The sequence below is a fragment of the Ruficoccus amylovorans genome, from assembly GCF_014230085.1.
Classification (GTDB): domain Bacteria; phylum Verrucomicrobiota; class Verrucomicrobiia; order Opitutales; family Cerasicoccaceae; genus Ruficoccus; species Ruficoccus amylovorans.
Map to the genome: position 1 here is coordinate 25,503 of NZ_JACHVB010000035.1, position 24,555 is coordinate 50,057.

Here is a 24,555-nt window from a genome sequence, read left to right on the forward strand (position 1 = left end):
GCGGTTACTTGTTCTTGGCCGGGCCGAGCTTGATGTCCTCAATCAGCTTGCTGATGCCCTTGAGGATCTTCGCGGCGTCGGCTTCGGTATCGATGTCCAGGTCGCGCTCTCCGGCCCAGGCGCGGGCCAGGTCGGGGTCGATCTTCTCCTTCTTCAGGCGGGCGTAGAGGGATTCGACGGGGGAAGCCTCGGGAGCGGGCGGCTCAGCGGCGGCAGGTTGCTCCTCGTCCTCGGCGGGAACGTCGATGTCGGTCGGCTCAGCCACCTCGATGTCGGTGTCCTGAAAGTCGGGCTGGCCGTTGTCCGGGTAGGCGGCATGGCCGGTGTCCAGGTCGATCACGGCCTGATCGTGGTTGACGGCCTGCTGCATTTCGACCGATAGGGGGGCGTACTTGCTGAGGGCGTGCTTGATGACGGTCTTACGCGCCATGGCGTCAAAGTCGCTCTTCCACGGCGAGGCGTAGCCACGGCTGTAGGCCTGGGAAAAGCGCTGCGCGTGCGCCTGCACCTTGGCCAGCGGCCAGAAGACGGTTTTCTCAAAGCCGTTGAGCAGCTTGAAGTAGAAGCCGTAGCCGTCGGGCTCCTTGCTGTCGTCGCCCCGGGCACGATCAACCCGCAGGACGCCGGTGATTTCGTCGAACTCCACCAGTGCCCCATGAGCCACCACGAAGTCATTCATCTGGGCAAACTGGCCGGAGCGCTGGGCAAGCTGGATGAGTCCTTTGTAGCCGAGCTGAAACTGGGCCTGATATTTGCCGTCGGTCTTGTAGGGGACGACGTAGGCGTAACCGAGGTTCTGATTGATGGGCAGGTCGAGGGTCGCGGCGGTGATGGCGGCAGCGATGATGGTCTTGGGCTCGGCCCGCATGAGCATCGTGTTGGTCTGGGTCAACTGGACGATGGAAGACACGAACTGCGGGGCGCGTTTGCCCAGGATGTCGTTGATGCGGGCCTGAATGGCCGGGCTTTCGCAGAGGGCTTGCACGCCTTTGGCGGCGGAAAGCGGCTGACGGTTGCCGGTGGTGGTGGTGATTGCTTCGCTCATGATTGCTTGACTTGGTTCAAGGGTGGTGAAAGGGTGCCGGGGTTGGAGTTGATCTTTACTCCATTATTTGCCTTGGAGCCCCGGTTTGATCGCCGGGGCTTCGTTGCTCCCGGGGGCGGATTCGGATTGCTCGTCACGTTCGAGCTCTGCGCGTCGGCGGGCGGCCTCGATGTTGATTTCCCGGCGCATCAGGCATTCGCGTTCGTGGTCGGCGGGGTCCATGCCGATCCAAGGCGCGTCAGGGACTCGGGCGTAGTCAGACATGGTCTAGACGCCGAAGCGTGAGCGCCACTTGGAGAGGATAGCAGCCTGCTTGCGCATGCGCTCCTCGCGCTGGTCGGCAAGCCGCATCTGATTGTAGTGACGGCGGGTGAGCTTTTCGCCGAGCCAGGGGCTCAGGGCGTCGGTCTGGCGGGTAGCGGCGTGGCGCTGCTCGCGGGTGGTGCGCTTCTTGCGCTGGCGGTAGGCGTAGGACATTGGGTTTGTTTCGGGTTATTGGGTTAAAGGATTGCGCGGGGCCGGGCGCTACTCCGGCGAGTGGCTGATGATGGCAGGCAGTTATTTACGTCACGCCGTCCACCTTCATGCCTGAAAGGCACGCCATATCCCGGCTGCGTGTCTGGCTTCCACACCGCCTGTGCAAAGTTGAAGGGATGGGCCGGAGTCGAACCGGCTACCGTCTGGCGTGTTATCGCATGCTTCAGCCGCTCTACCGTTGAGCTTCCATCCCGAAAAGTGGCTGGAGGCCCGGCGGCGGACCTCCGATAATTCCAACCGTTGGCGAGGCTCGCCCACGAAGCGTGAATCAGGCCGATGCCCTCACGTTTTCCGCTGGTTGCCGGGGAGTGAGCCCGGGAGAAAATGTTGGGAGCACGGACTTGAACCGATTCTGCCGCGTGGGCAGACGCTTCACGGCCACAAGGACCGATGCCTCCAAATCGAGGACTCCCAGTAAGGATTGCCCGGGCGGCGGTGTGGCCGACCGCCCGGGACTTGTTGCATTCACCATGTGCTGCTACGCGTCCGTCCCCGGTTGTCTGTCGGGGAAGATTAAAAGTGATTTCGTCCGGGGAGACGGGGCGCTCGCTGTTACCGATGGCGCGGGCGATGAGCAAGGAGGCAAAGCCCAGCACGAGGACCACAAAAAGGGCGACCAGGACCATCAGGGTTACCGACGGGCGCGGGGAGGGTGAGCCTCCCATTTCCTCGATCCAGTGATGGGGCTGACGGGACATGTCAGTTGCTCTCCCGGTTAAAAATGAGGTTGTCGGTGTTGGCCTGGGCCACGTGGTTGCGCCGCCATTCAAAAAAGTCTTTCGGGCGCACGCACAGGTCGCGGCCCACGTACTCGGCGGGCAGTCCATCCTTGATCCACTTGCGGACAGTCGAACGGCTGGCCAGGGACTTGTACCAGCGCACGGGCAGCGGCTCATCCGAGACGAGCGCGAGCGTGTTGGAGGTCATCAGGTCGGAAAGGTTTTTCAGGGTGGTCTGCATGTGGCCCACGCTGTCGGCGATGTCCTCGGCGTAGCGGGCGAGGTTGCCCTCGGCCCGTCTTTGGGCGGTGGCGGCCTCGTCGGCCAATTCCTTGAGCCGGTTCATGTGCTCGAACTCGGCCCCGATATAGGCGGGTGGGGTTTTAGCCACGGGGAACCTCCGTTCGGATCGCCAGTGACAATTCATTAACCAGCGCCTGCTGACGCTCGGCATGGCGGCTGAGGGCCGCGAGACGGCGACGAAGCAAGACCAGGTGCGCCTGTTCGACCCCGAAGCGGTGCTTGAGGAGGTGGCGCTGTTGGCATTCGTTGATGGCATTCATGGTAAACGGTGGTTTCGGTGGCAAATGGTGACGCCGTAAGCGCCTGTCATTCAGGCGGGGGCGTGAAAAACGACTGGAAAAAGAGAGAGAAAATCAGCGGCCCGCTTTTACGCGGTTACGGGCCGGGCGATGAAATTGACCAGAGGCACATCCTGCTCCGCCGCGATACCCTTCCGGTTCGCCGGGCTCCTGTCCCGGCATCCAGAAATCTTCAAAAAAGGTGGCCGCCCCCGTTGGGAGAATATCCGCGGGGGCGGCGTTTTCCTGTCTCGTTCCATCCCGGGGTACCCTGGCCCGGGAAATTTCCTGAAAGGCGGAGAGCAGGACTGCGCCGAGGGGGCGGGGCTGGGAAAGGCGGACAGACATGACAGGAAGGGGGTAAAGGGTGGTCAGTTCCTGGCCTCGGGAGCCTGAGCGGCGTCGGTCGAGGCGTGGTTGCTGTTGGCGGGGCCGTCAATGGGCGGCGGCGTGGCCAGATCGGCACGCGAGTATGACTCAAGGGCGGGGAGTCCCGCCGGGAAGAGGTCTGCCAGGGTGGCGGACTGCACGTGATCGAGCATGGCCTGAGTGACGCAGCGCATGACCGGGTCTTTGCCCTTGCGCAGGTGGTACTTCAGCATGGCGTAGGCTTCCTCCTTGGAGCGGGCCAGGGCAGCTTCGAAATTGGCCTGATAGGCAGGGGTATTTTCCGCTTTGGCAGGCTCGGTCGCAACGTGTTCGGTCGTTTCCATGTGAGAATAAAATTACAAAACAGAATAAATGCGCAAGAAAAAAGTTTGCTTGTGTCGTAAAAAAATCACACGGTGGAATAATGAATCATCTAGGCAGGGCCATTCGGGCCGCTATCCAACACCACGGAATGAACCAAGCCGAGGCTGGGACTATGCTCGGGTTTTCCCAGGGCTACATGTCCAAGGTCATCAATGGAACCGCAGGAGATCCTGACCAAAAAATCCTGACAGCCCTCTGCACTGGCTGGCCCTCAAAGGAAACGGGGGTGGCCATCATGGAAGCTCACCTCAAGGATGAGATTCTTCGCGGCGGGCGGAGCCTGGACGAGTTTACGCTCGGGGCCGGTCCGGCGGTGAGCGACCCGATTGACGAGCATCTGGCGGCGATTCAGCGGATGTTTGCCAAGGACCCGGACCTGCGCAGCCTGATTCGCCGGATTGGGCAGATCGCCCTGGAGGATGAGGAAGCCCAGAAAAAGAGCGCGGATGCCAAGACAATGCCGCTATTCGCGCCGGATGCGCCGATTCAATTTGCGGGAGCGGCCGAGCCGGACGCGCCCTTCAAGGGCAAGCGGACCTTTCGCCTGCCGGAGAGCCTGGGGCTGCGCGGGAAGAGGATGAAGGATGTCATGCCGCACCTGCAGCAGGAAGCGCCTGCCCTGTATGCGCTCCTGACCGAAGCGGCGCAAAACGGGGATGAGCATGGGATGCTGGCAGCGGCGGAAGCGGCTGGCTGGGAGTTCCAGGACTACGAGCGGGGCGTCCTGCTGAAGGCCTGCCGCAAGCTGGCGAAGTCCGCGGGGAAGTGAATCGATAAAATGGGATGGCAGATGTCTGTACAGGGTGTTTTTTTCGTGCCCTGAGCGGAATAAAAGCCCCGCATCCGTACTCCAGACTTAAAAAATATGTCTTGACTCTGTGCTCAGAAAGCAGAGATATCAACCTACTTAACTGTGTTTAATAAATCTCATCACAGTCCTAGTCATGTCACAACGTCACTCAATTCCGCCCATCAGCGCTGAGCAAATCCGCGCTGCTGCCAATCGTGTGCCCTCCGAAACGTGCGTGTGCGACGCCCCCGTCGCCCCTGCCTACAATAACGGAATGACCGAGTCGGTCCGCGCGTTCCTATCCAGCGAGGAACGGGTGAAGTCCCGCATCAATGAAACCCTTTCCGTCTTTGCTCACTGATGCAACTTACTGATGCCGAGGTCGATGACCTCGTACTGTCGCTGAATTCCCTGCGCATCACGCTGAACGAGCGGGACATCTACTTTTCGGAGAGCGATGTCAATGAATCCCTGCAGGCCTGCATCGGGCATCATTACCGGCATATTCGGCAACTCGGGGTTAACCAGAAGACGATCGACCCGTACAAGGTTATCACGTGGTTTGGGGTTGACTTAGCGGGGAAAGATGACGACCGGCTGCAACAGATCGCGGAGTGCATCGTCGCGGCCTTGGGGGCGTGTCTACTGGAAGAAACGCCTAAGGAAATCGGGCTGGAGACGGACACCATGCGCTACATCGCGGACCTGCTCAAAAACGAACTGAGTGGAAACACGGACCACGGGATCGGACGCAACGGCCTCTACGCCGCCTTTCATTGTGCCCAGAAGATGAAAACCCGGCTTGCCGGCCGGAATTAGACATCTCAAATAAAGTAAGCCAATAGTCCCAAAGACCCGCCTGCACGCGGGTCTTTTTTTGGGGGGGGCGAGTTCTCTGGCACAACCGTAAGTACGCGGCAATACCCGTCACGCCTTCGGGCCGTACTTCTGCTCGTCGGTGAGTTCGGCGGTTGGCGCGGGGTCCGGCTCAACCAGTTCTGACTTGATCGTGCCCTGAATCGTCAGCCCCTGCTCGGTCGCCTGGCGGTTGATGTCCATCGGGCTGTCGAGCGATTCGAGCGTGACGGTCTGGCCGTCCGTCGTTTGCGCCTGCGCGAAGTAGCGCTTGGCCGGGAGTTCCCCGTCGTTGCTCATGTCCGATTCGGCATCAACAGGAGAGGACGGCTCAGTGATATGGTAAGGATTCGGGATTGATGGGCTGGAATAGTTTTTAGGTTGCCGAGTTATCCACGAAAATAAAGCTGACAGCAGAGCGGCCAAAATGCCGATGGCCATCAGCAGCCCGTAAACGAGATAAGGCAGGGTGAACAGGATAACAGAGAACCACATACCCCAGCCGAAGCCATAGATAGCCCCCCATATGGCCAGAAGCTCGCCGACAACGGGGATTAAGGCCGTGAAGATGGCCAATGCTCCGGCCCCGAGCCAATGCCAGGAGAGCTCGTCATGAAGCCCGGCATAGATGGCAACGAGTTTGAGGATGGAAATGGCCATGTAGGCCAATCCAAAAATGACAGTCGTGAATCTCTCCATAGCTTTTATTGGATGACACGCAGATCTAAAATCTGGTCAAGCTGCATCTGGGTGGCATCGAGGGTGAGCAGGTCGAGGGGAAGGTTGTAATGGGCGACCATGCGCCTGACGCGCTGCACATAGCGGGTGTCTCCGGGCCGGGTGAGGATGAGGATAACGGCGGCGCGGCGACCGGTCATGCTGGCGTAGTGGAGGGACTGGCCGACGGCTTCGGCCCATTTGGGAGCGAAGTCTATCTCGATGGCGTAGTCCTCGGTGAGCAGGTCGCAGCGGGTGCGGTCCTCAAGGACAACCTCCCGGGACGCGTGAAGCTGGTTGGCCGCCCACTCGGCATAAAATGCCTCCGGCTCAGTGCCCGCACAAACGGCACACTGGAGCACAAAGCCCAGAACGGCAACCAGCTTCATGGTGTGAACAATAATCCGCGTGTATCACAGTGCAAGGTGAGAATCGTCAAAGAGGCGATTTTTCTTGCCAAATATTCTGGGGTGTAAATATATGCCAACATGGAATTGCGAAGTGGATCGGAGAGGGGCGAGACGGCGCTGGCGGTGAGCGAGCGCGAACGCCTCCAGCCCACTCGGCGGTTCCTGGGGGTGGACATGGGCGCTTACCCTGACCTCAGCGGCAACCGGAGCTCATTGGTGCTGCTGGAGTGTGCCGACGGCAAGCTGGTCGTCCGGGATGAAGCCTACCGGCGTGATAACATGCCGTGGCCCCGGGATGAACGCGACTGGGAGCTTGACCGGATGCAGAGCTTTTTCGACGAGTACCGTCCGGTGACGCTCGCGCTGGTAGCGCTCGGGCCGGAAGGGCGGGCGCAGTTGGAGACACATTACTGGCAGGGGCGGTTTCCCCATGGGGTCGTCCATGCCTTTGTGATGGAGCGCACGCACATGGATGAACTGGCCCGCGACTGGCTATCGTGCCTGAGCCACGGTTTTCTTCTGTTGTCACCGGAATGGATGGCGGAATGTAACCGTGTTGTGCGGGCTATCCATCGGCAGGAACACCGTTTTATCAGCAGCCGGTTCTGGGCGCTGGCGCTGGCCGTTCACGCCGCGTGCCGGCTCGTGCCGGAACTTCGCCCGTATTTCGACTTTAACCTGAGGCCGACCCTGCGCGGGTAGGCCTGACAATCACACTTTTTACCCGACCATGGCAGGAGACTGGATAAAAATGCGGTGCGATTTGGCCCGCGACCCGAAGGCGATCAATATGGCTCGCTATCTGTCTGAGCAGGCTGATTTTTGCGGCTGGATAGCTGGGGAAAGTCGTCACGAAAATAAGCGTGATGCGTCACAAACTCAACGTGACGCTCGTCACATTGCGTCACTTCGTGCCGTGACGCTGCTTACAATCGGAGGACTGCTTGAAGTGTGGTCTGTGCTGAATAAACAGGTGAAGGAAGACGGGCGCGTGCCGTGCCTTAAAGTGGACGATATCGACGAGATTTCAGGCGTGCCAGACTTTGGAAAAGCCATGCTTCACGTCCAGTGGATTTTAATTGGAAATGACGAAACTATCTATCTCCCAAACTTTAACGAAAACAACACGCCAACGGCAGAGCGCCGACAGCCTATGACTCAAGCCGAGCGGGCGCGTGCTTACCGGGAGCGTCAAAAACAGAAAGAAGGGCACGAAGAAACCCCGAAGAAAAAGCGCGTCACGAACGTCACGTCACGTCACGTAGATAAGATAAGAGGAGATAAGAATATAACGTTACCTAAAGATAACGTTATAGGAGAGCGTGACGAAACACAGGCAGTAACAGCCGAAAAAAAACCACCCCAAGACAGTCCGAACAGCCCGGACAAACCACCCCCCGGCCAGCCGCCAGATCCGGCGGACACCGAGCCGCAACAGACGGACCTGCTGGAGCCGCCCAAACCGAAGCCCAAGGCCAACAAGGGCCGGGCGAACTCACTGGCCGAGGTGGAAGCGTACTGCGCCACGCTCGGACTCCCTGCCTCCGATGCGGTCTACCTGTGGCACAACTGGGAGGGCAACGACTGGACCCGCGGCGGCAAGAAAATCGCGAACTGGAAATCCGTAGTCGTGGCCTGGAAAGCGGCTGGCCACCTGCCCAGCCAGAAAAATTTAACGAACTCACCACCAAGGCAAAACAATGGACAACGACCCCAGCAACAAGGACGCAACGCCGGCACGCTCAACACCGGCAAGCAGTATGGAAATTCCTCCAATTCCGGCGACCTTCTCGGCCGCCACGACCTTTCGAAAATCTGCGACTGAGCCCGAACGGGTGGCGCTGTACGTCGCCGCGGGGGAGCTCTGCGGCGAGATTGAGCAGGCGGTGAGCGGAGACGATGAGGGCGAGGGCCGCTGGCTGACCCTGGCCGGGGCCAGCGGATGCGGAAAGACCCACCTGGCGCGGGAAATCGCCGTCTGGGCCGAGCGGCACCACGGCTGCTACCGGCGCAAGAGCCCGCCCGAGATCATGCAGACCCGCAGCGTGCGCTTTTACGCCTGCTCGGAGCTGGCCCGGCGGCTGCGCGACGGCGATTACGACCTGATCGAGAAGCTGGCCGGGGTCTGGCTGCTGGTGCTCGACGACATCGGGGCCGAGCGCGACCCCAACGGCTACCTGGCCGAGCAGTGGTATGCGCTGCTCAACGCCCGGCTGGGCAAGTGGACCGTTATCACCACCAACCTGTCTGCCGACCAGATCTCGGAGCGGCTGGACGAGCGAATCCGCTCGCGGCTGTGGCGGGGGCGCAACGTCCTGCTCGAGAGCAACGCGACCGACTGGTATGCGCCGAAGGGAGGGGCGGCATGAGCACGGTTTATTGGCTGATGCTTATCGCGCTTCTGGTAAAGGTAGCCTTTGCCTCTGTGGCCTTGCGGAGAGGGCTGCGGCAGATTGCCGACCTGAATCGCCGCGAAGCCAGAACCCAAGAGCAAATCGAGAACATCCATGACATGATACTCCGGCTCAATGGGGATATTCAGCGGATCACCTGCGCCGAACTTCCCGCGCTTTCACTGGAGGAGGCGGAGCAGTGCATGCACGCCTTTGAGCCGGTCATCGGCTGGTATAGCGATAATCCTTGCCAGCGGTTCGTCGGGATCATCGCCGGGATCGACCACGACCCCGTCCCGACAAGGGGGCTGCGCCTGCACTACAGAATGGCGAAAGGCGGTTGGTTTGACCGCGTTGCCCGTATCCCGAGCTTGGATGCGAACCGGGCGACGGAGGCAGGGAGATGAGCGACATGCCCGAAGACGACAACGACTTTCGAGTATGGCTTCAGCGGAAGTGTGAGGAGAGTGCGCGGGCCATCGTGGCCGCGCAGGAGGCCGCGCTCATCAAAGCCGTGGAGGAAATCGAGGGACGGGTGCCGACCAACGAAGAGGTCAAACGGTATGCGTTGATAGCAACTCCACCCCATAGTTCGTTTTCAATCGTTAGCTGGCGAGGCGTGCCGATCCTGCGCTGGGGATTTAAGCTAAGGCCCTTTGACCCAGCGCAGGATGCACCGTGGCTCAAGGGCCTTATGCACAAAGTTTTCGTGATCGAGCGGATTTATCCCGGCAGCGAGAAAATGGACGGGGCAAGCAATGGGTAAAGGCTTCAAAGACTGGGAAGGCGTCGCCGCCGAAATCCGGAAGCGGGCCAAAGTCAGGTATGGCTACAAGTCTGAGCTTGCCCGGGCGGTCGGCGTCTCACCTGCCCACATTCAGCACTACGCCGACGGCCGGAAGGGAAGCGCCGGGGCGGTCGAGCCGCGCTGGAGCGTCGGCGTGCGCATCATTCGATATTTACAAGACACGGAGTAACTATGGAAACACAGATTAAAGCAGCCGTCCAATGGTGGAGCGGGTATTTGCGCCACCACGCGCATGCGAAGGCGGACGGGCGACGCATTGACCGCGAATCGCTCAGGGCCTTTGAGGATTCGCTTAGCCGCCGGCTGCCGGGCTTTCTCCGGCTACGCGGGTGGGAACGGGCGATTTCCTCGAGCGGGTACGCGGAATCCCATCGCGTGCTGGTCTGGCAGGAAAACCCGTGCCCGATCCTGGCCGCCGCCCTCCTGGATGCAGGAATGGTCGTAAAAGAGGATACCGACGACGACCCGTTTGTCTGTGTCCGCATGCACATCAGTCCGCGCCGGGTGAGCGTCCAGCATGACGATTCCCCCGCCGAAATTATTTGGGCTCCGACGCCGCGCACCGATGAATTCTTCGACGACCGGGATTGCGCCGATGAGGTGCGCAGATTCTGCGAGTATCTTGAAATCGAGGGGATAAGTCTGCGCTCGAACTGCCTGGAACTGCAAGAGCAGGTGGCTGCCTGGCGCAGAAAGGCCTTTGCCCTCGAGGGGAAGGTTGAGCCGTGAGCACGTGGACGCTCGTCATCGTCGGCGTGTACCTCGGGTTTGCCTTTTTTGACTTTCGCGGGGCGATCAGGGCCGGGGATGAAGTCGGCTATCCGGCCTCGCAATGGCCGCTCGGGCATGTCGTCATCATCACGCTGTTGTCACTGCTGTGGCCGTTGGGTATGCTGATGAATGTGATTTTCCGGTTACTGGGGCCGGTGAAAGGGGGCGAGGAATGAGCAAGGGCCGCAGCGTGCTTTACTTTTCCTCGTCGGAACTTGTTGGAACGAACCGGTTCCGGGATCTGTACGTGAACGCGAGTCCGATCCCGCTCAAGTACATTCCGGGACAGGGGTGGAGGCCGATGGCCCCGTATGATCTGGACGCGACGCTCGACTACGGCAAGGAATGGGCTGAGTTTTCGAAGTGGGCGGAAGGATTGAAAGCAACCGATGGAGTCGCCCCCGCCATCGGAGAAGATCAACAGCCATGAAAGACCTGCCGGAGTACCATATCGGTGAGCGTGTGTTTCACCGCGCCAAGGGAGAACCCGGGGTCGTGATCGCCATCATCGACTATGGGGATCACTACCGGTATCGAGTGGCGTTCGAGGTCAAAAACGGAGAGCTCGATTGCGTGCAGACAGAACTAACTCGTGAGCAGTTCGAGGGAGCCGGGAGCAGCGCAGAGTAAGGGGCATGTTAATTTTTGCCGCCTCGTTTGAGGGATGGAAAGTTAACACGGCGATTGCGAAGTATATCGCGGAAAGGCCGATTTGACCCCATGTCATGGGTCCGGCCGGAAACCGAAAGCCGCTCACGCGCCCGCACAGCAATCCGATTTTCGGGAAAAAGGCGCAAAATCCCGATTTTCGGGGAGCAGGACCGAATTACAGGATAACCCCCCAAGCGCAGCAAGGAGGCAAGGACCGTCCTGCCGGAGAGAAGCGCCGCCATAGAGGTAACGGGCAGGCCCCGCAGGGGCGGGAGAGCGGAGAACCGTCCGGAGGAGGGGAAGGACGGAAGAGCCAGCAGCGCGGGAGAACCGACGGCGTGGCGCATGAACCTCATTAAGTGGAGGATGAAGGTTTCCCCAGCCGCATCACTGAGCGCCCGAAACCGCCATTTGCCCCCGACTCAGGTGTCAGGCCAATCCGTCAAAACGACTCAGAGGTGCCTCAGAACGCCCCGCCAATTGTAAAAAACGCCCGCAACCCCCCCCATTTTAAGCGGTTTGGGCCGAAATCAAGGCAAACCGACAATTCGCGAAAACCCGCCAGAAGCCGTCTCAGAGTGCCAACCCCGACGCAGATCGCCGCCAAACCCAGACCGCCCAATCCCACAGAACCGTAAAGAGAACACCACCCGCGCCCGCAGGGCGGAGGAGAAGGAAAGGGAACGCAGAGAAGGGAAGCGAGAGATAGGGGAGTGCGCACGCGGGGGCAGTCCATTGCTTTACCTCTTGGCCCCCATCTCTCCATAAAAACCCACTCAACCAGCCTCCCTTGCCTCCTGAAAGCGAGTCTCAGGAAATTGGCAACTGTTCGAGAGGAGGGATTTCCGGGGCGAGGGTCCGAGGCGCGGCCCGAAATCCCGGGAGAGGAGGGCGCGTTTCCCAGCCATGTCGTCAAACACCAGCATCACCGCCGAACGAAGCAAGGAACTCAGCCGCGCCGAGAGGGTGCTTGCTGCCGCCTCAGCGCCGGTTTTCGAGAGCCGGGCAGTCGAACGGGCCAAGAAGGTACTCGAAAGCGCCCTGAAGGCGGAGAAGAGCGTCCTGGTCGGTCGGGGGCGAAACCACAAGGTTGAGTTTCATCCGGACTTCCCCACGCAGCTACGGGCGGCTCAGCTCGTGCTGGCCTATGCCCACGGAACGCCGGTGCAGCGTGTGGCCTCCCAGGCGCACATCGTCACGGACAAGTCCGAGCCTGAGGCGAGCAAGTCGCCGGATCAGTTGATGGCCGCGATTGAGGGCAATCCGGCGCTCCTCGTGCGCATTCTTGAGGACTACAAGGCCCGGCTCATTCAGCAGAAGGCCGTCGATGTCGAAGAAATCGAAGAAGCCGATGCGGAGCAGTGAGTTATGGAATTTACGCGAAAAAAGCAAGTGAGTGGCGGTCAGGAGGTTTGTGGCTACTTTGTTCGTAAAATCAACGACTTAGGGGATTGTCTGCCGTCCTTATGCGATTCTTATGCAGTGGAGGGGTATGTGATGAAGCCGAGGTCGGTAGGTCCATCGACGCTTGGATGTGAGCGGAGGGCAAGGATTCGCAAGGTTGAGCAGATCGCAAATCACAGAATTTACAAAGCGTTCGAGCATGGGCCCGCTGGCCGTGACCAGGTGCCACCCACCCCCCACACCCAAAAACGACCCCCCTTGTTTACTTGGCAGTTCAGGAATCATAACACTACCTCCCCCGCGCTCTCCCCTTCACGTGCTGACAGCCACCCCTTGGTACAAAAATGAGCATCGAGATTAATCCATTTTATCATTGGAGTCCGCGGAGCAGGCTTGGCGGGATCAAGCGTAAGGGGCTTGTGCCGGGAAAGCGTGGCATTAACGGGCCCTTGTTAAACGATGACGGGACGGAATGGCTGGCGGGGTATGTTTGTCTTGGGACGACGGCGGCGACGGCGTGGAACTACTCTCATGGGATTTTCAAGGTGCCGGGCGTCTATGACCTGTGGGAGGTGTATTTGCTGGACTCTGATGAGGTCCATTACCTGCCGACGCGAGGCACACGGATGTGCGAGGTTCGGGTTTCAAACCGGATTCCGAAGGGGCGGCTAATTTGGGTTGGCGAGCGTGAAATACCCCCCGGTACACCCAAAATGAGGGGGCGCAAGTAGATGGCCGGGGAAATCATCAGTGATCGTCATTCGCTGGCGGCGGTGCAGGGGCTGGTCGGCACAGACCCGGAGCTTTGGTTCAACACATACGGGAAGATTCGGGACAAGGAGGCGCGGATTGTCACGCCGACGAGCAACATTCTCCAGGAACGTGTCTTCAGCGCATATCGTCAGTGTCAGTTAGAGAAGAAGCCTTGCCTGATTCAGATTCTCAAGCCTCGTCAGAAAGGGGCGAGCACGGGGGCTGAGGCACTGATTTACCACCATAACCGGCGCTATGACGGGCTCAACGGGGTGCTGATGGGCGACGTTGAGAGCACGTCGGACAAGGTTTTTGAAATGTACCGCCTGTATGGGGATGAGGACTCTTACCGGTGGAAGGATGGATCGGGCTGGAAGGTCAACAAGGTCGATTATCTGGAAATGCCGAACGGGAGCCGGTACTCGAAGGAGACGGCGGGCAGCCGTAATGCCGGGCGTTCTGGCACGGTGCAGGTCTTGCACTCGGATGAGACGGCCTTTTATCCGAAATCGGAATCCCGAGATCCGGCGCTGGCGTTGTTCAACTCGCTGTACTCGGAGAGTGAGCGAAGCCTGGCCTTTATCACGAGCACGCCGAATGGGGCGAGTGGGACGTTCTACAACTACTGGAACGACGAGGACAACGGGTGGATCAAGATTTTTGCGGCCTGGTTCGAGTTTTGGGATAGCGTGATGCCGTTCCGTAACGCGGAGGAGCGGGAGGCTTTTGAATTGAGCTTGCGCGACGACGAGCTTGAAGAGCAGTCGCTGTACCCGCAGATCACGCTTGAGAACCTGAAATGGCGTCGGCACACCATCGGGGTTAAGTGCGAGGGTGATGTCAACCGCTTCAAGCAGGAATACCCGTCCGATGCCGAGACATGCCTGGTTGGCGAAACTTTAGTGCTGACCGATTACGGGATGCTCCCGATCAAGGGAATCAGGGTAGGGACGCCGACACCCAATGGACCAGTCCTTGCTCACCAGTGCATGGGCACTAAGGAGACGGTTATTCTTACCACAGCCCGTGGGATACGAATCGAATGCACGCCTGACCATAGGGTTGAGCTTGGAGAAGGTGGGTTTTCACAGGCGCAAGATTGTGTCGGCAGAACGGTCAAATTATTTCAGCCCAAGTTTGCCCCTGACGGTGAATACCATACGGTCTGCTGGCCCGGCTTTGGGTGCCAGCGGCATAGTTTGACCATTACGGAGGATTGGGGACGTTTCCTTGGATATTTCATGGGAGACGGCGACTTCTACGGGAATACTGTAGGCATTTGCCTGGACGGTCGGGATACCGATATCGAAGAAGATTACCGGGCTCTATTTGGCAGGTTGTTCGGATTAGCATTGTCGTCGAAGGCCACTGGCAGCAAGCGAGGCGGCCTGTACCTCAGAAGTTCGAATGTTCAATTCAAGGCACTCTTTAACGAGCTTGGATTGATTGAAGAGGTCAGGGACTACAACCGTTCAAATATGACGCACCGCCGCCGGGTTCACGTGCCAAGGTGCATCTGGATTAGCCCGAAGGCTGTTATCACCGAGTTTCTTCGGGCGCTCTTCGATTGCGACGGATGGATTAAAGCGAACGGGAATATGGTAAAGCTGTTCTCGAAGCATGAGAATTTCATGCGCGATATTCAGTTGCTGCTTATGGGGTATGGCATTCACGCCAAGCTGGTTTCTGTCGTAAAGGCGCTGAATGGTAACAGTTACCCCGGCATGGAACTCGTGTTAAATCCCTACGAGTCGCGCAAATTCTGCCAGCAGATCGGGTTTTTATCAGAGCGCAAGCGCTCCAGGATGAACACTGAGGATTATGTTCGCCCGGCGAACGGACGATGCGCTGATACATTCGACTTCACGGACCGGGTTGCCAGTGTGGTTCCCGGCGAAAGCCGAGAAGTGTACGATATCCAAATTGGTGGGCGTCCAGTATTCGGGGCAAACGGTATTTCCGTGCATAATTGCTTCCTTGCCAGTAGCCGCATGAAATTCAGTGCGCGTGCGTTGGTGACCATGAGTGCCCGAGCAAAGCAGGATCATGAACGTGTGGTTCAGCGAGGGAACATGGTGGTGCAGGACCATGATGCGGGTGTGAACCTCATTCCGGATCCGACCGGAGAGGTGGAAATTTTCGAGGAGCCAAAGTTTGGGCTTAAATACCTGATTTCGGTAGATGTGTGTACCGGTGAAGACCAGCAGTCCGCGAGCAAGACGGCCGATCCAGATTATCACGATGTTCAGGTTTGGCGGGCCGGGTATCTGGACATTTACGATCCGGAGAAGATGATTCTCCCGAAGGTGGTGGGCTATCACTATTCGCGGATCGACATTGACCTGCTGGCCGAGGTTGTCGTCGGTATGTGGCTGTATTATGGTCAGTGTCTGGTGATTCCTGAGGTGAATAACTGCGGGCTGGCTTTGGTGAAGCTGTTGCAGCAGCGGAATGTGAACATGTTCCGCCGAAAGCCGAAGAGCGATCCTAACGCGCATGAGAAAGACGAACAGTCGCGGCTGGGGCAATATGGGTGGAATACGACTTCTGCGCTTCGCAAGTACATCATCGACCAGATGGTTCCAACGGTTCGTAATGAAGAATGCGATTTGTCGCATCCTCGTATCCTCGGGCAATTCCAGAAGTTCATCGTGAACAAGAATGGCAAACCGGAGGCGATGCCCGGGCACCATGACGATGCGGTAATGTCGGCCTGCATCGGGCATTACAATCTGAAGCTGGCGACCGAGTACAAGCCGCCCAGGCCGAAGCGGGTAAATTTGCGACGGCTGGCAAGCGATCCGCGGTACAAGACGCCGCGTGGCTGGCAGCGTGTCGTCTGATTGGCAACCGATACGGGCATTTTGTCCGTGGCGGGTAGGATAAGAACGTCATGGCCGTTCAGTATCCAAACCAACCGGGGTATCAGGCCCCGATTCACCCGACCAATCAACAGCGGGAGTCTGCGCACAGCAACAAAAGGGAGAGAGTCGCTCGTAATCCCATCGTTGACGAAAATTATCGTTTGAATCGGGACGGAGAATTGAAGCGCCGTCATGCTACTCCGGATTCGCGGTCACTTTCAGCCGCTTCGGTTGGTCCGAGGGGAGGCGGCATTGAAGGTGGGTTTGGTGCGAACTCTTACGTCAAACGTGGGAATCCTGAGTTTGCGGCGAAGCCCGAGGATGATCCGTACTACCGCAACGCCTTCAACGAAGAGCAGGCCCGAATAAGTGCTCAAAATGGGATTGATGACGCAAGAAAGCGCAATGGGATTGAGGTATCTCCACAGCAGCCGACAGATGCCTCGGGCCAAGTTGTCTTTACGGCACCGGGAGAGGGGGATGGGACTGAGCAGCAGCCGACACAGCAAACGGCTACCAATACTCCGGCATCCAGTGGGGTAAAGAACGCTTACGGACTCACGGGGACCACCCGTGAGGAAAACATTGAGCAGGCCAAGGGAATGGCTCGGACTGACGGCCAGCCGGGCAGCTACTACGATCAGTTGATGAGTCTGCCGACGGTGCAGGATGCGCGGACAAACCAGGCGGCCAACAGGCTCCAGGCGAACGCAACGCCTTCATCGGCTCAACCCTACCAGGGTGGAAACTGGGCTATGAGTTATTCCAAGCCGGGTGGCTACACTCAGGAGGTGCAGGGCGGGATGCAGCGAGGCCCTGACGGGAACATGTATCCCGTTGAGAGACGAACCAATGTGTACAGCAACAGCACAGCCGATTCTCAGCAGCCCCGTAACGCATATCAGATTCTTGCCGCTCAAACGATGCCGTCAGCTACTATACCGGCCGTCGGAAAGACTGTTCAAATCACTCATGGCATGCAGACGGGCAACCACCAGACTACAAAGAATCAGGTGCTCGCCGGAGGTGGCGGGCCAGCAACAACTCAAAACTACAGAGTGCCAGGCAGCGTCCGTTATCGAAATAGCAGAACCTATAAAAACAGCCCCAGATATGTGCCACCCATCGAGGAGCCCGCAAAAACTTATTCAGGCCAAAACCGACGAGAAAAACGACGAGAAACCCGGCGCCGTCAGGTGATCGCCGGGGGAGGATAACCGGCCAGCTATACCCCACCCGACACCGCGCCAACCGCGCTTCCGTAAACTCCGCATCAAGGGCTAAGCACGATGAAACCTTATACCGACCCTGATTATTCCAACCCGAACCCGCCGCCTTCACTTCCGAGTCAGGCGGTTTCTTACTCTCAGCCCGCAAAGGCTGTGCCGACGTATTTCCCAGGGTACGTGCCAGACCCTCAATCGATTAGTAAGCAGATGCGCTCGACTCAGCCTGAACGCGAGAAGCAGATTCAGACGCCGACGGCCCCGAGCGAGGCCGATGCTTTACGCAGCGCGATTGAAAAGCGGACGCAGGAGCGTGATGCCTGGCTCAAAAGCGAAGGGCGGAAGCTGTTGAACCGACAGGGTGAATTTGACCCTGATGGTGACAGCCCGTTTGCCCGTTCCATCAGAGACCTTAGCAAGATCACTAACCGCGATCCAGATCGGGATGCGAAGGTGGCAAAACTAGAACGCGAGAAGAAGGCATTGCTTGGAACGCATGCTCGGTATCAGGACGACATCGATTATTTCGACAAGCGACTGATCGGGATTCAGCGCAAGGAAATGCTGGAAAATGCCCGGAGTATCAACACGCCGGGTATGCCGCGTCCGAGCGAAAGCCAACCGTTGAACCTGCTGCCCGACCCGGCGCAGGTCATGCAGCAGCAACAGACGGCGGCAACAGCGGCGGCGATGGATCGCCTGCAGGCCAACCGCCAGCCGGTGAACCCGGTCAACGATGTCTTCGCGCCGGGTCAGATGCCTCACGCAGGCCAGCCTGAGGGTTATCACCGTGTCGTGGAGGGGCAGCCTGATGGCTCGACGCAGGTGAAGGATGTGCCGCCCGCCCAGCCGGTTTCTTTTGCGCAGATGCGAGCCAATGCTCAGCAGCCCCGGCAGGCGGCTGTGACCGCGGCGAGCGGAACCCCCGGGGCCACACCCAAACCGCGGGGGGATGAATTCGGTATGCTGCGACGGATGAAGGCCGAGGGCGTGACGCACGTCGGTTCCCAGCCGATTGACAAAATGATCCGCCTCTATGCCGGGACGGACAATGAAGGCGATGTCAAGCGCCTGGAGCGTTGGGTGAAGATGAACGGGCGCATCGGTGAAATCGACGCGGCTTTTGACTATGAGGGCGATGGCATGCACGCGGGCGTGCGTGACTCTCTGACCAAGGAGCGGGCGTTCCTGCAAAAAGCTCTTGATCGGCAAACGGCCAAGGCTGATCCGCGCCTGCGCCAGCGGTATGTGGACCTGACGAGGGATCCCACCCTTGGGGAAAAGGTGCATGCGGGGGCTTCCAACTTTGCCGAGGGGCTGGGCAACACTCTGGTGGACACGCTGGATTTTGCCGGGCGTCAAGTGGCTCGAGGCGCAAATGCGGTCGGGGCCGAGATCGACCTGAAGGACAATTACTACGCCAATTACATGCAGGCGATGCGCGAAGTGGCCGCCGAGTGGGGCCCGGATGTGCCCGATGCGGTCAGAAAGAAGCTTGAGGACGATTTTGTAACCGGTGACCTGTCGCAAGGGCTGGGGTCGGCAGCGGGATTCATGCTGCCGGGGGCTGCTGTCGGGCGATTGTCCAAGGTCGCCGGGCTCTCTGACAAGGCGATTAAGTTACTGACGCACGGGGCCGTGGCTGTGGAGGGTGCGGCTGTAAATGGCAATCAACTCTGGCATGAGGTGCTGGATGCCAACACGGAAATCATGCAGCGGGCCGAGTCAATGCTGGCCAATGAGCAGATCACGCAGCGCGATTACGACGCGATCATGGCCCAGGTTGAACGGCAGGCGGCTGGGGCTGAGGCGTGGGGCGCGGTGATTGGCACGACGGAGGCTATTCCGCTGGGCACGATTGCCGGGCGCTTGGCCAAAGTGCGTGGTGCAGATACGGTCGTCGGCAAGTACCTGAATAAAGTCGTGACCGAGGGAAAGACGCCTGCGGCCACCTGGATGAAAAAGCAGGGAGTTAAGGCATTAAAGGCATCCTTCGAAGGCACGGAAGAATTTACGCAGGAAGCGCTCTCTAACACGCTGAACAACCTGGTCGCCCGGGGTGACTTGCCGCTGGCCGATGGCTGGGACAAGGACCGCGAGATTTACGATATGCAGACGGTCGAGAGCGGGCAGGTCGGCTTTGTGACCGGTGCGTTGCTATCGGCAATTTCGCAGGCTTTGCCCGGGAAACAGCGTATCCGGAAAAAGCGCGAGGGAGCAGAAACGGGAAAGCCCGCCGAGGCAACCCCGCCCGCCGAGGGCCAGGCCGATCCTTTTACTCCGGCTGAAAACGCGCCGGAAGCGCCTGCCGGTAATGACACTGCGGTCCCGGCAGATGGCGATACGACAGCCCAACCGCCGCAGGGCGAGCAGGAGGCCACCGGCGGGCAGCAGCCGTCCTCTCCTGTTGATACCGACGAGGACATGAGCAACGACGGCGAGCTCCCGGCCAAGCGCTACTTCGCGCAGGCGCAAACGGCGGACGGCCAGACCGTCACGCTCGAATCGCTGGACAGCCCGATGGACATCAACCGTCAGGCGACCGAGCAGGGGCTGACGATTCAGGGCACGATCAAGTCAGAACTGGTTGAGCCGGACCCCGCTACGCAAGAAGTAGCTCCGGCGACGCAGGAAGTCGCTCAGTCAGAAATGGCGACGAACGAGCAGTCCGGCTTTGTCCCGGCGGTCGATCCGGCCACCCCGTCCGGGCGTCGCACGATTGCCATCGGGGAGGCTGTCGGGCTGTCTGAGCAGGGCCAGCGGGCGGTGAAGCAGGCGTTCGACATTGTGTTTCAGGAGCGCCCCGAACTGGCTGACAGCCTGAATGTGGAACTCGTGAGCGATGCTGACTTTAAGCAGCGGTTCGGGCAATCGTCAGCAGGAGTGCAGGTTGAGTCTGACGGCGACGGGGTGTCGATTGTGCTGAACCGCGAGCATCCCAGCATGCAGGGGGACAAGGCGGTAACGTCCGTCTTCCATGAAACGGGGCATGTGGTCGGACGGGCGCTTGATGGGTTTATCGCCGAGGAGTGGGGTAAGTTGTCGGCGCAGCAGCGCAAGGCGGCGGCAGCCCAGTACAGCCAGGCACTCTCCGAGATGCCGGAGGCGGAACTGGCCGACAGCTATCAGGCCCGGCAAGAGTGGTTCACCTACCAGTGGCACCGACTTGCGACCGGGGAAGTGAACGCCGCTCAATTGGCCAAAGAGGGCTACCCGAAGCAGTTTGTGCAAAAATTGCAACAACTGGTTGAGCAGTTCCGGGCACTGGTGAAAGACTGGATCGGGGACGCGAACCTTTCGACCGAAGCGCTGGACAAGCGGATTCGGGAAATTCTCGGGAACTACAAGAGCACCCTGGCGGAGCAGAATGCGCCCGCTGGCGAGCGACAGACGGGAAAGCCGTCAATGCGTGAGCCCAAGCCCGCCGCCAAACAGGCGGCTTCTTCCGTTTCTGGGCGCAAGCAGGTATCCCCCAAAGCGGGTAAGCCTTCTTCCACCTCAACCGCCATGAAAGAGCTTCGCTCGCCTGACAGCGCCGCTTCCAACGCGCCCTCTGCCAACGAGCCGACTACGATCCGGATTGCTCGCCAAAAGCTGCCGGATGTGATTATCGCGCACCCGTTGGCGACAGCGACCGCACACCCGGATTATAAGGCGGCGAAGTTGGGGGATATTGATGCGGCCTATCGACTGGCGAGGGATCTGGTTGACGATACGGTTATTGAGCGGGTTCGTGAAAGCCTGGGGAGCAATCTGGACTCGACGGTTATTGGGGTTCGAGCGCAAGAGGGGCAGGGTGACAACATGATTCCGCTGATGGTCGCTGATCGTCTGGCGCAGGCACTCGGGCTTGAGTTGGATTCTTCGATTTATCAGAGCAATCGCCCGGAGCGGACAAAGAAAGACGGGCTTGATCGGATATTCAGCCAGGTTGAGTTTGCCGGGCCAGTCGTAAAAGACGGGAAATACTTCATGGTGGACGATACCCTTTCGCAGGGCGGCACTTTTATGGGGTTGGCCTCGCACATCGAGGCCAACGGCGGAGAGGTCATCGGCGCATTTACGTTGACAGGGAAGCAATACAGCCGGAGATTGCAGCTTTCCGACCCCGTCCTCAAAAAAGTCCGCGAGAAGTATGGAGACCTCGAAGCCCAGTTCAGGCAAGCCACCGGTTACGGATTCGACGCCCTCAGCGAATCCGAAGCCCGCTATCTCGCGACGTTCAAACAGGCTGACCGCGTCCGAGATCGAATACTTGAGGAAGCGGACGCATCAAGCGCTGGCAAGGGCAAGGGAACTGGACGCGATGGAAGCAGCGAAGGCAGCGAAGGCGTAGCCCTTTTTGCGCCGTCGGACGGCATGACGGAGGAGCAACGGGCGGTTTACCAGCGGGTGAACGCCAGCCTTGAGGACAAGCGCAGCTATCGCCAGCGGTTCCTCGACTGGCGCAATCGCGTGCTGAACTACGACCTGTTCCGCGAAAAGGTGGTGGACGACCTGCACGGCATCCGCCGGATGGCGCGGGAAATTTACGGGGAGGGAGCCGATTTCCACCTCGATGCGATTGACCACCCCTGGAAGATGGCTCATCTGACGCGGGAACTGGGCGACATCATGAGCGCCTGGATGGAGCGCGGCACCTACCGCATGGAGAAATCCGGCGATATTTCCCACAACGAGAAGAGCAAGGGCTTTGCGCAGATCATCGAACCGCTCGAGGCTTACGAGCACAAGAACCCGGAGACGGGCAAGGCCGAGAAGCTGAACCTGTTGCCCTCGTGGGAGTCGTACGTGTCGGCCTACCGGGCCGACCGGCTGCTGGAAGAGGGGCGGGAGCATAATTTCGGGTTTGACCGGGCGGGCTACGATGCCGCGATTGCCGAGGGCAAGGATGTGGAGCCGATTCAATTCTGGGACGCCAAGCGGGCGCGTGAAGAGATAGACGCCGCCCTGAGCCTGGCCAAAACCTATCCGGTCCTCGAGAAGGTGCGCAAGGAATACGCGCAGTGGAACAAGGCCCTGCTCGACTTCGCGGAGTCCGCCGGGATCATCGATCCGGAGAAGCGCAAGCAGTGGGACAATCAGGATTATGTGCCGTTCTTCCGGGTGGCCGAAGAGGCGGAAGTTGAGGCCGAAATGGTGAGAACCGGCAAGGTGACCGGCCCCAAGGGGCGGGAAACCCTCCGCCACCGGATTTATCCCAAGCGGCTGAAGGGCGGCTTCGGACAAGTGGCAGTACTGGAGAACATCACGATGAACATGCAGTACCTGCTGCAATCCTCGCTGGTGAACCAGACCAAGCAGAAGGTGGCGGACCTGGGCGTGCGTGATAACCGCTTTATCGAGCGCGAGCCGGTGAAGCCGACCGCCTTCAAGACGGACAAGAAGGAACTGCTGACGCGGCTGGCGGAAGAGCGCTATGAAGAACTGAAAGCCGCCGGTGAACTCCCGGCCCGCTGGAAGGGCAAGAGCGACTTCGTCAAGAACATCGTAAGCCGAGCGATGGCCGGAGACTTCGCCGCGCTCGGCATTGACGCCGGGACGCTGGATGCGCAGATCAGCCTATGGCGGGCGCAGGCCCCGACCGCGCCCAACATCATGACGGTGATGGTTAAGGGCAAGCCGCAGTACTTCAAGGTGAACGATCCGATGCTACTGCGCTCGGTCATCGCCATGGGGCCGGAGAATTACAAGAAGTTTCTCGATAAGGTGCTCAAGTACCTGGGCATCCCCAAGAAGATACTGACCAACATGGTAACGCTGAATCCGGGGTTCTTCCTCGTGTCTAATCCGGCACGTGACACGGTGGCAGTCTGGGTACAGCAGCATCAGAAGATGAAGCTCGGCGTCGATGCGGCCAAGGGCTGGGCCGAGGCCATGAAAAAAGAGGGCCGTCTGGCCAATACTCTTTCAGGGGCCGGAGCAGGCGGGGGGACTTACCATGCGCTGACGACCAGCCAGGCGCGAAAAGCCATCGCGAAGATGACCAAGCGCCAGCGGCAGGCCTACCGGTCCAGTCTGCTGGACACGCCGCAGAAGGTGGGAGCGTTCTTTATGCGGCTCGTGCATGCCTCCGAGAACGCGAACCGCTATGCTGTGGCCAAGCGGGTGATGCAGGAGGGCAAGTCGAATCTGGAGGCCGCCTTCCAGGCCAAGGATGTCATCAATTTTACCTCGAAGGGCGGGAGTGTCGCCGTGCAAATCCTGACCCAGACGATTCCCTTCCTCAATGCCCGCATTCAGGGGCTTGAGCGGTTGGCCCGAGGCGGCAAAACTGCGCCCGGCAACCGGAAGCTGTTGGGGATGCGTCGCGAGTTTGCCACGCACGGACTGATGATTATGGGTGCGAGCATGATCCTGCTGGCGCTGAACTGGGATGATGAACGCTACTGGGAACTTCCCCAGTGGGAGCGCGAGCAGTACCACCACATTTTCATCGGCAAGGAGCATTTCCGCATCCCGAAGGCCTTTGAGGTGGGCGCGATTTTCTCGACCATCCCCGAACTGCTGATGTCTGAAGGCCATTCCAAGCAGGACAGCGACCTGACAGGCGGAATCAAGCGGATGATTACCAGCACCTTTGCCCTGGACTGGCCGCAGGTGGTCAAGCCGTTCGTGGAAATGTGGCAAAACCGCAAGTCGTTCACGGATGCGCCCATTCTCGGACTTGGAGACCAGTTCAAGCTGCCTGAAGACCAGTACAACGAGTTCACCAGCGAGACGGCGCGTGTCGTCGCCGACGCCATGCCCGACAATGCGCCCGAGTGGATGCGCAGCCCGAAGCGGCTGGAGGCCCTCTGGCAGGGATACACGGGGACGCTCGGCATGTATGCCATGGATATGTCCGACATGCTGGTGCGAAAAGCGGCAAACATGCCTGACTCGCCTGCCAAAAACTGGAAAGACTGGCCGGTGCTGTCGGGTATGGTTGGCCGATTCTGGCGCTCGGAGACTCCCCGCCCGAATCGCTACGTCGGGGAGTTCTACGACATGTACAACGTATTGCAGGAGGCTACCCAGCGGGCGGAATACTACCGCCGGGCGGGCAAGGTGGAACAACTCGGCAAGGTGATCGACGAAAACCTGCTGGTGCTGGACAACGAAACCGTCCTGAAGAACGCCTATGCTGACATCGCGGACATCCGCGAGGCGCAGCAAGACATCATGGCGGACCCGGTGATGAGCGCTGAAGACAAGAAAGCCGCCATGGACGAACTGACGCGCAAGCGGAATGAACTGGCGAAGCAGGCGGTGAAGGAAGTCGGCAACTGATGGGGG

Annotated in this window: 27 protein-coding genes and 1 tRNA gene; 19 read left to right on the plus strand and 9 right to left on the minus strand. The window is 59.5% G+C overall.

All coding sequences use genetic code 11. The features are described 5' to 3' along the window. Positions 1–4 precede the first annotated feature (4 nt). The 4 genes from H5P28_RS11670 to H5P28_RS11685 all read right to left on the minus strand — a co-directional run bounded on the left by H5P28_RS11670 (position 5) and on the right by H5P28_RS11685 (position 1,775). A complete protein-coding gene (locus tag H5P28_RS11670) occupies positions 5–1,045 on the minus strand; it encodes a recombinase RecT (RefSeq protein ID WP_185675882.1) in 1,041 nt (346 codons plus the stop codon). Positions 1,046–1,108: 63 nt separating this feature from the next. Beyond that, positions 1,109–1,309: a hypothetical protein gene (locus H5P28_RS11675; RefSeq protein WP_185675883.1), complete on the minus strand. Its 201-nt coding sequence runs from the start codon at positions 1,307–1,309 to the stop codon at positions 1,109–1,111. A gap of 3 nt (positions 1,310–1,312) precedes the next feature. After that, positions 1,313–1,522, minus strand: coding sequence for a hypothetical protein (locus tag H5P28_RS11680; RefSeq protein WP_185675884.1), 210 nt, complete (start codon positions 1,520–1,522; stop codon positions 1,313–1,315). A gap of 172 nt (positions 1,523–1,694) precedes the next feature. Further along, positions 1,695–1,775: transfer RNA gene (locus H5P28_RS11685), tRNA-OTHER, on the minus strand. 277 nt (positions 1,776–2,052) lie between these two features. Here H5P28_RS11685 and H5P28_RS11690 point away from each other — a divergent pair. Then, a complete protein-coding gene (locus tag H5P28_RS11690; protein WP_185675885.1) occupies positions 2,053–2,238 on the plus strand; it encodes a hypothetical protein in 186 nt (61 codons plus the stop codon). Positions 2,239–2,281: 43 nt separating this feature from the next. On the opposite strand, the gene H5P28_RS11695 is transcribed toward H5P28_RS11690, so the two are convergent. From H5P28_RS11695 to H5P28_RS11705, 3 genes are all read right to left on the minus strand, one after another. Next, positions 2,282–2,692, minus strand: a complete 411-nt coding sequence (locus H5P28_RS11695) for a hypothetical protein (protein ID WP_185675886.1) — start codon at positions 2,690–2,692, stop codon at positions 2,282–2,284. Next, positions 2,685–2,864, minus strand: coding sequence for a hypothetical protein (locus tag H5P28_RS11700; protein WP_185675887.1), 180 nt, complete (start codon positions 2,862–2,864; stop codon positions 2,685–2,687). Before H5P28_RS11700 ends, H5P28_RS11695 begins: the two co-directional genes overlap by 8 nt. A gap of 389 nt (positions 2,865–3,253) precedes the next feature. Beyond that, a complete protein-coding gene (locus H5P28_RS11705) occupies positions 3,254–3,595 on the minus strand; it encodes a hypothetical protein (protein ID WP_185675888.1) in 342 nt (113 codons plus the stop codon). A 128-nt stretch (positions 3,596–3,723) separates the two neighbouring features. On the opposite strand from H5P28_RS11705, the gene H5P28_RS11710 reads away from it, so the two are divergent. The 3 genes from H5P28_RS11710 to H5P28_RS11720 all read left to right on the plus strand — a co-directional run bounded on the left by H5P28_RS11710 (position 3,724) and on the right by H5P28_RS11720 (position 5,244). After that, entirely contained in the window at positions 3,724–4,404 is a 681-nt protein-coding gene (locus H5P28_RS11710; RefSeq protein WP_185675889.1) for a hypothetical protein, read from the plus strand. Positions 4,405–4,579: 175 nt separating this feature from the next. Continuing rightward, positions 4,580–4,786, plus strand: coding sequence for a hypothetical protein (locus tag H5P28_RS11715; protein ID WP_185675890.1), 207 nt, complete (start codon positions 4,580–4,582; stop codon positions 4,784–4,786). After that, positions 4,786–5,244 (plus strand): hypothetical protein, encoded by a 459-nt coding sequence (locus H5P28_RS11720; protein WP_185675891.1) that lies wholly within the window; start codon positions 4,786–4,788, stop codon positions 5,242–5,244. Before H5P28_RS11715 ends, H5P28_RS11720 begins: the two co-directional genes overlap by 1 nt. A 108-nt stretch (positions 5,245–5,352) precedes the next feature. Here the strand turns inward: H5P28_RS11720 and H5P28_RS11725 are convergent, their stop codons facing one another. Beyond that, entirely contained in the window at positions 5,353–5,979 is a 627-nt protein-coding gene (locus H5P28_RS11725) for a hypothetical protein (protein ID WP_185675892.1), read from the minus strand. Positions 5,980–5,984: 5 nt separating this feature from the next. Next, positions 5,985–6,386, minus strand: a complete 402-nt coding sequence (locus H5P28_RS11730) for a hypothetical protein (protein WP_185675893.1) — start codon at positions 6,384–6,386, stop codon at positions 5,985–5,987. Positions 6,387–6,485: 99 nt separating this feature from the next. On the opposite strand from H5P28_RS11730, the gene H5P28_RS11735 reads away from it, so the two are divergent. The 15 genes from H5P28_RS11735 (at position 6,486) to H5P28_RS11805 (ending at position 24,549) form a co-directional block, all read left to right on the plus strand. Then, entirely contained in the window at positions 6,486–7,109 is a 624-nt protein-coding gene (locus H5P28_RS11735; protein WP_185675894.1) for a hypothetical protein, read from the plus strand. A 28-nt stretch (positions 7,110–7,137) separates the two neighbouring features. Further along, the gene (locus tag H5P28_RS11740; RefSeq protein ID WP_185675895.1) at positions 7,138–8,232 is read left to right on the plus strand and encodes a hypothetical protein; all 1,095 of its coding nucleotides are present in this window, start codon (positions 7,138–7,140) and stop codon (positions 8,230–8,232) included. Continuing rightward, a complete protein-coding gene (locus tag H5P28_RS11745) occupies positions 8,168–8,776 on the plus strand; it encodes an ATP-binding protein (RefSeq protein ID WP_185675896.1) in 609 nt (202 codons plus the stop codon). Before H5P28_RS11740 ends, H5P28_RS11745 begins: the two co-directional genes overlap by 65 nt. Further along, the gene (locus H5P28_RS11750; protein WP_185675897.1) at positions 8,773–9,207 is read left to right on the plus strand and encodes a hypothetical protein; all 435 of its coding nucleotides are present in this window, start codon (positions 8,773–8,775) and stop codon (positions 9,205–9,207) included. The genes H5P28_RS11745 and H5P28_RS11750 overlap by 4 nt, the downstream gene beginning before the upstream one ends. Then, positions 9,204–9,566 (plus strand): hypothetical protein, encoded by a 363-nt coding sequence (locus H5P28_RS11755; RefSeq protein WP_185675898.1) that lies wholly within the window; start codon positions 9,204–9,206, stop codon positions 9,564–9,566. The genes H5P28_RS11750 and H5P28_RS11755 overlap by 4 nt, the downstream gene beginning before the upstream one ends. Then, positions 9,559–9,777, plus strand: coding sequence for a hypothetical protein (locus H5P28_RS11760; RefSeq protein WP_185675899.1), 219 nt, complete (start codon positions 9,559–9,561; stop codon positions 9,775–9,777). The genes H5P28_RS11755 and H5P28_RS11760 overlap by 8 nt, the downstream gene beginning before the upstream one ends. Positions 9,778–9,779: 2 nt before the next feature. After that, positions 9,780–10,337, plus strand: coding sequence for a hypothetical protein (locus H5P28_RS11765; RefSeq protein WP_185675900.1), 558 nt, complete (start codon positions 9,780–9,782; stop codon positions 10,335–10,337). Continuing rightward, positions 10,334–10,555, plus strand: a complete 222-nt coding sequence (locus H5P28_RS11770; RefSeq protein WP_185675901.1) for a hypothetical protein — start codon at positions 10,334–10,336, stop codon at positions 10,553–10,555. The genes H5P28_RS11765 and H5P28_RS11770 overlap by 4 nt, the downstream gene beginning before the upstream one ends. Positions 10,556–10,626: 71 nt before the next feature. Next, positions 10,627–10,809 (plus strand): hypothetical protein, encoded by a 183-nt coding sequence (locus tag H5P28_RS11775; protein ID WP_185675902.1) that lies wholly within the window; start codon positions 10,627–10,629, stop codon positions 10,807–10,809. Next, a complete protein-coding gene (locus H5P28_RS11780) occupies positions 10,806–11,009 on the plus strand; it encodes a hypothetical protein (RefSeq protein ID WP_185675903.1) in 204 nt (67 codons plus the stop codon). The genes H5P28_RS11775 and H5P28_RS11780 overlap by 4 nt, the downstream gene beginning before the upstream one ends. 927 nt (positions 11,010–11,936) lie before the next feature. Next, on the plus strand, positions 11,937–12,395 hold the full coding sequence (locus tag H5P28_RS11785) for a hypothetical protein (RefSeq protein WP_185675904.1): 459 nt from the start codon (positions 11,937–11,939) through the stop codon (positions 12,393–12,395). 383 nt (positions 12,396–12,778) lie between these two features. Continuing rightward, on the plus strand, positions 12,779–13,165 hold the full coding sequence (locus H5P28_RS11790) for a hypothetical protein (protein ID WP_185675905.1): 387 nt from the start codon (positions 12,779–12,781) through the stop codon (positions 13,163–13,165). Then, the gene (locus H5P28_RS11795; RefSeq protein ID WP_185675906.1) at positions 13,166–16,030 is read left to right on the plus strand and encodes an LAGLIDADG family homing endonuclease; all 2,865 of its coding nucleotides are present in this window, start codon (positions 13,166–13,168) and stop codon (positions 16,028–16,030) included. It begins immediately after the preceding gene. A gap of 50 nt (positions 16,031–16,080) precedes the next feature. After that, positions 16,081–17,268: a hypothetical protein gene (locus H5P28_RS11800; protein WP_185675907.1), complete on the plus strand. Its 1,188-nt coding sequence runs from the start codon at positions 16,081–16,083 to the stop codon at positions 17,266–17,268. 189 nt (positions 17,269–17,457) lie between these two features. Then, positions 17,458–24,549, plus strand: coding sequence for an LPD38 domain-containing protein (locus H5P28_RS11805; protein WP_185675908.1), 7,092 nt, complete (start codon positions 17,458–17,460; stop codon positions 24,547–24,549). Positions 24,550–24,555: the final 6 nt, after the last annotated feature.

Bases quoted from the DNA above. Each gene is read 5' to 3' on its own strand.
- H5P28_RS11670 (WP_185675882.1), bottom strand. From the start codon at position 1,045: ATGAGCGAAGCAATCACCACCACCACCGGCAACCGTCAGCCGCTTTCC.
- H5P28_RS11675 (WP_185675883.1), bottom strand. From the start codon at position 1,309: ATGTCTGACTACGCCCGAGTCCCTGACGCGCCTTGGATCGGCATGGAC.
- H5P28_RS11680 (WP_185675884.1), bottom strand. From the start codon at position 1,522: ATGTCCTACGCCTACCGCCAGCGCAAGAAGCGCACCACCCGCGAGCAG.
- H5P28_RS11690 (WP_185675885.1), top strand. From the start codon at position 2,053: ATGTGCTGCTACGCGTCCGTCCCCGGTTGTCTGTCGGGGAAGATTAAA.
- H5P28_RS11700 (WP_185675887.1), bottom strand. From the start codon at position 2,864: ATGAATGCCATCAACGAATGCCAACAGCGCCACCTCCTCAAGCACCGC.
- H5P28_RS11705 (WP_185675888.1), bottom strand. From the start codon at position 3,595: ATGGAAACGACCGAACACGTTGCGACCGAGCCTGCCAAAGCGGAAAAT.
- H5P28_RS11710 (WP_185675889.1), top strand. From the start codon at position 3,724: ATGAACCAAGCCGAGGCTGGGACTATGCTCGGGTTTTCCCAGGGCTAC.
- H5P28_RS11715 (WP_185675890.1), top strand. From the start codon at position 4,580: ATGTCACAACGTCACTCAATTCCGCCCATCAGCGCTGAGCAAATCCGC.
- H5P28_RS11720 (WP_185675891.1), top strand. From the start codon at position 4,786: ATGCAACTTACTGATGCCGAGGTCGATGACCTCGTACTGTCGCTGAAT.
- H5P28_RS11725 (WP_185675892.1), bottom strand. From the start codon at position 5,979: ATGGAGAGATTCACGACTGTCATTTTTGGATTGGCCTACATGGCCATT.
- H5P28_RS11730 (WP_185675893.1), bottom strand. From the start codon at position 6,386: ATGAAGCTGGTTGCCGTTCTGGGCTTTGTGCTCCAGTGTGCCGTTTGT.
- H5P28_RS11735 (WP_185675894.1), top strand. From the start codon at position 6,486: ATGGAATTGCGAAGTGGATCGGAGAGGGGCGAGACGGCGCTGGCGGTG.
- H5P28_RS11740 (WP_185675895.1), top strand. From the start codon at position 7,138: ATGGCAGGAGACTGGATAAAAATGCGGTGCGATTTGGCCCGCGACCCG.
- H5P28_RS11745 (WP_185675896.1), top strand. From the start codon at position 8,168: ATGGAAATTCCTCCAATTCCGGCGACCTTCTCGGCCGCCACGACCTTT.
- H5P28_RS11750 (WP_185675897.1), top strand. From the start codon at position 8,773: ATGAGCACGGTTTATTGGCTGATGCTTATCGCGCTTCTGGTAAAGGTA.
- H5P28_RS11755 (WP_185675898.1), top strand. From the start codon at position 9,204: ATGAGCGACATGCCCGAAGACGACAACGACTTTCGAGTATGGCTTCAG.
- H5P28_RS11760 (WP_185675899.1), top strand. From the start codon at position 9,559: ATGGGTAAAGGCTTCAAAGACTGGGAAGGCGTCGCCGCCGAAATCCGG.
- H5P28_RS11765 (WP_185675900.1), top strand. From the start codon at position 9,780: ATGGAAACACAGATTAAAGCAGCCGTCCAATGGTGGAGCGGGTATTTG.
- H5P28_RS11780 (WP_185675903.1), top strand. From the start codon at position 10,806: ATGAAAGACCTGCCGGAGTACCATATCGGTGAGCGTGTGTTTCACCGC.
- H5P28_RS11785 (WP_185675904.1), top strand. From the start codon at position 11,937: ATGTCGTCAAACACCAGCATCACCGCCGAACGAAGCAAGGAACTCAGC.
- H5P28_RS11790 (WP_185675905.1), top strand. From the start codon at position 12,779: ATGAGCATCGAGATTAATCCATTTTATCATTGGAGTCCGCGGAGCAGG.
- H5P28_RS11795 (WP_185675906.1), top strand. From the start codon at position 13,166: ATGGCCGGGGAAATCATCAGTGATCGTCATTCGCTGGCGGCGGTGCAG.
- H5P28_RS11800 (WP_185675907.1), top strand. From the start codon at position 16,081: ATGGCCGTTCAGTATCCAAACCAACCGGGGTATCAGGCCCCGATTCAC.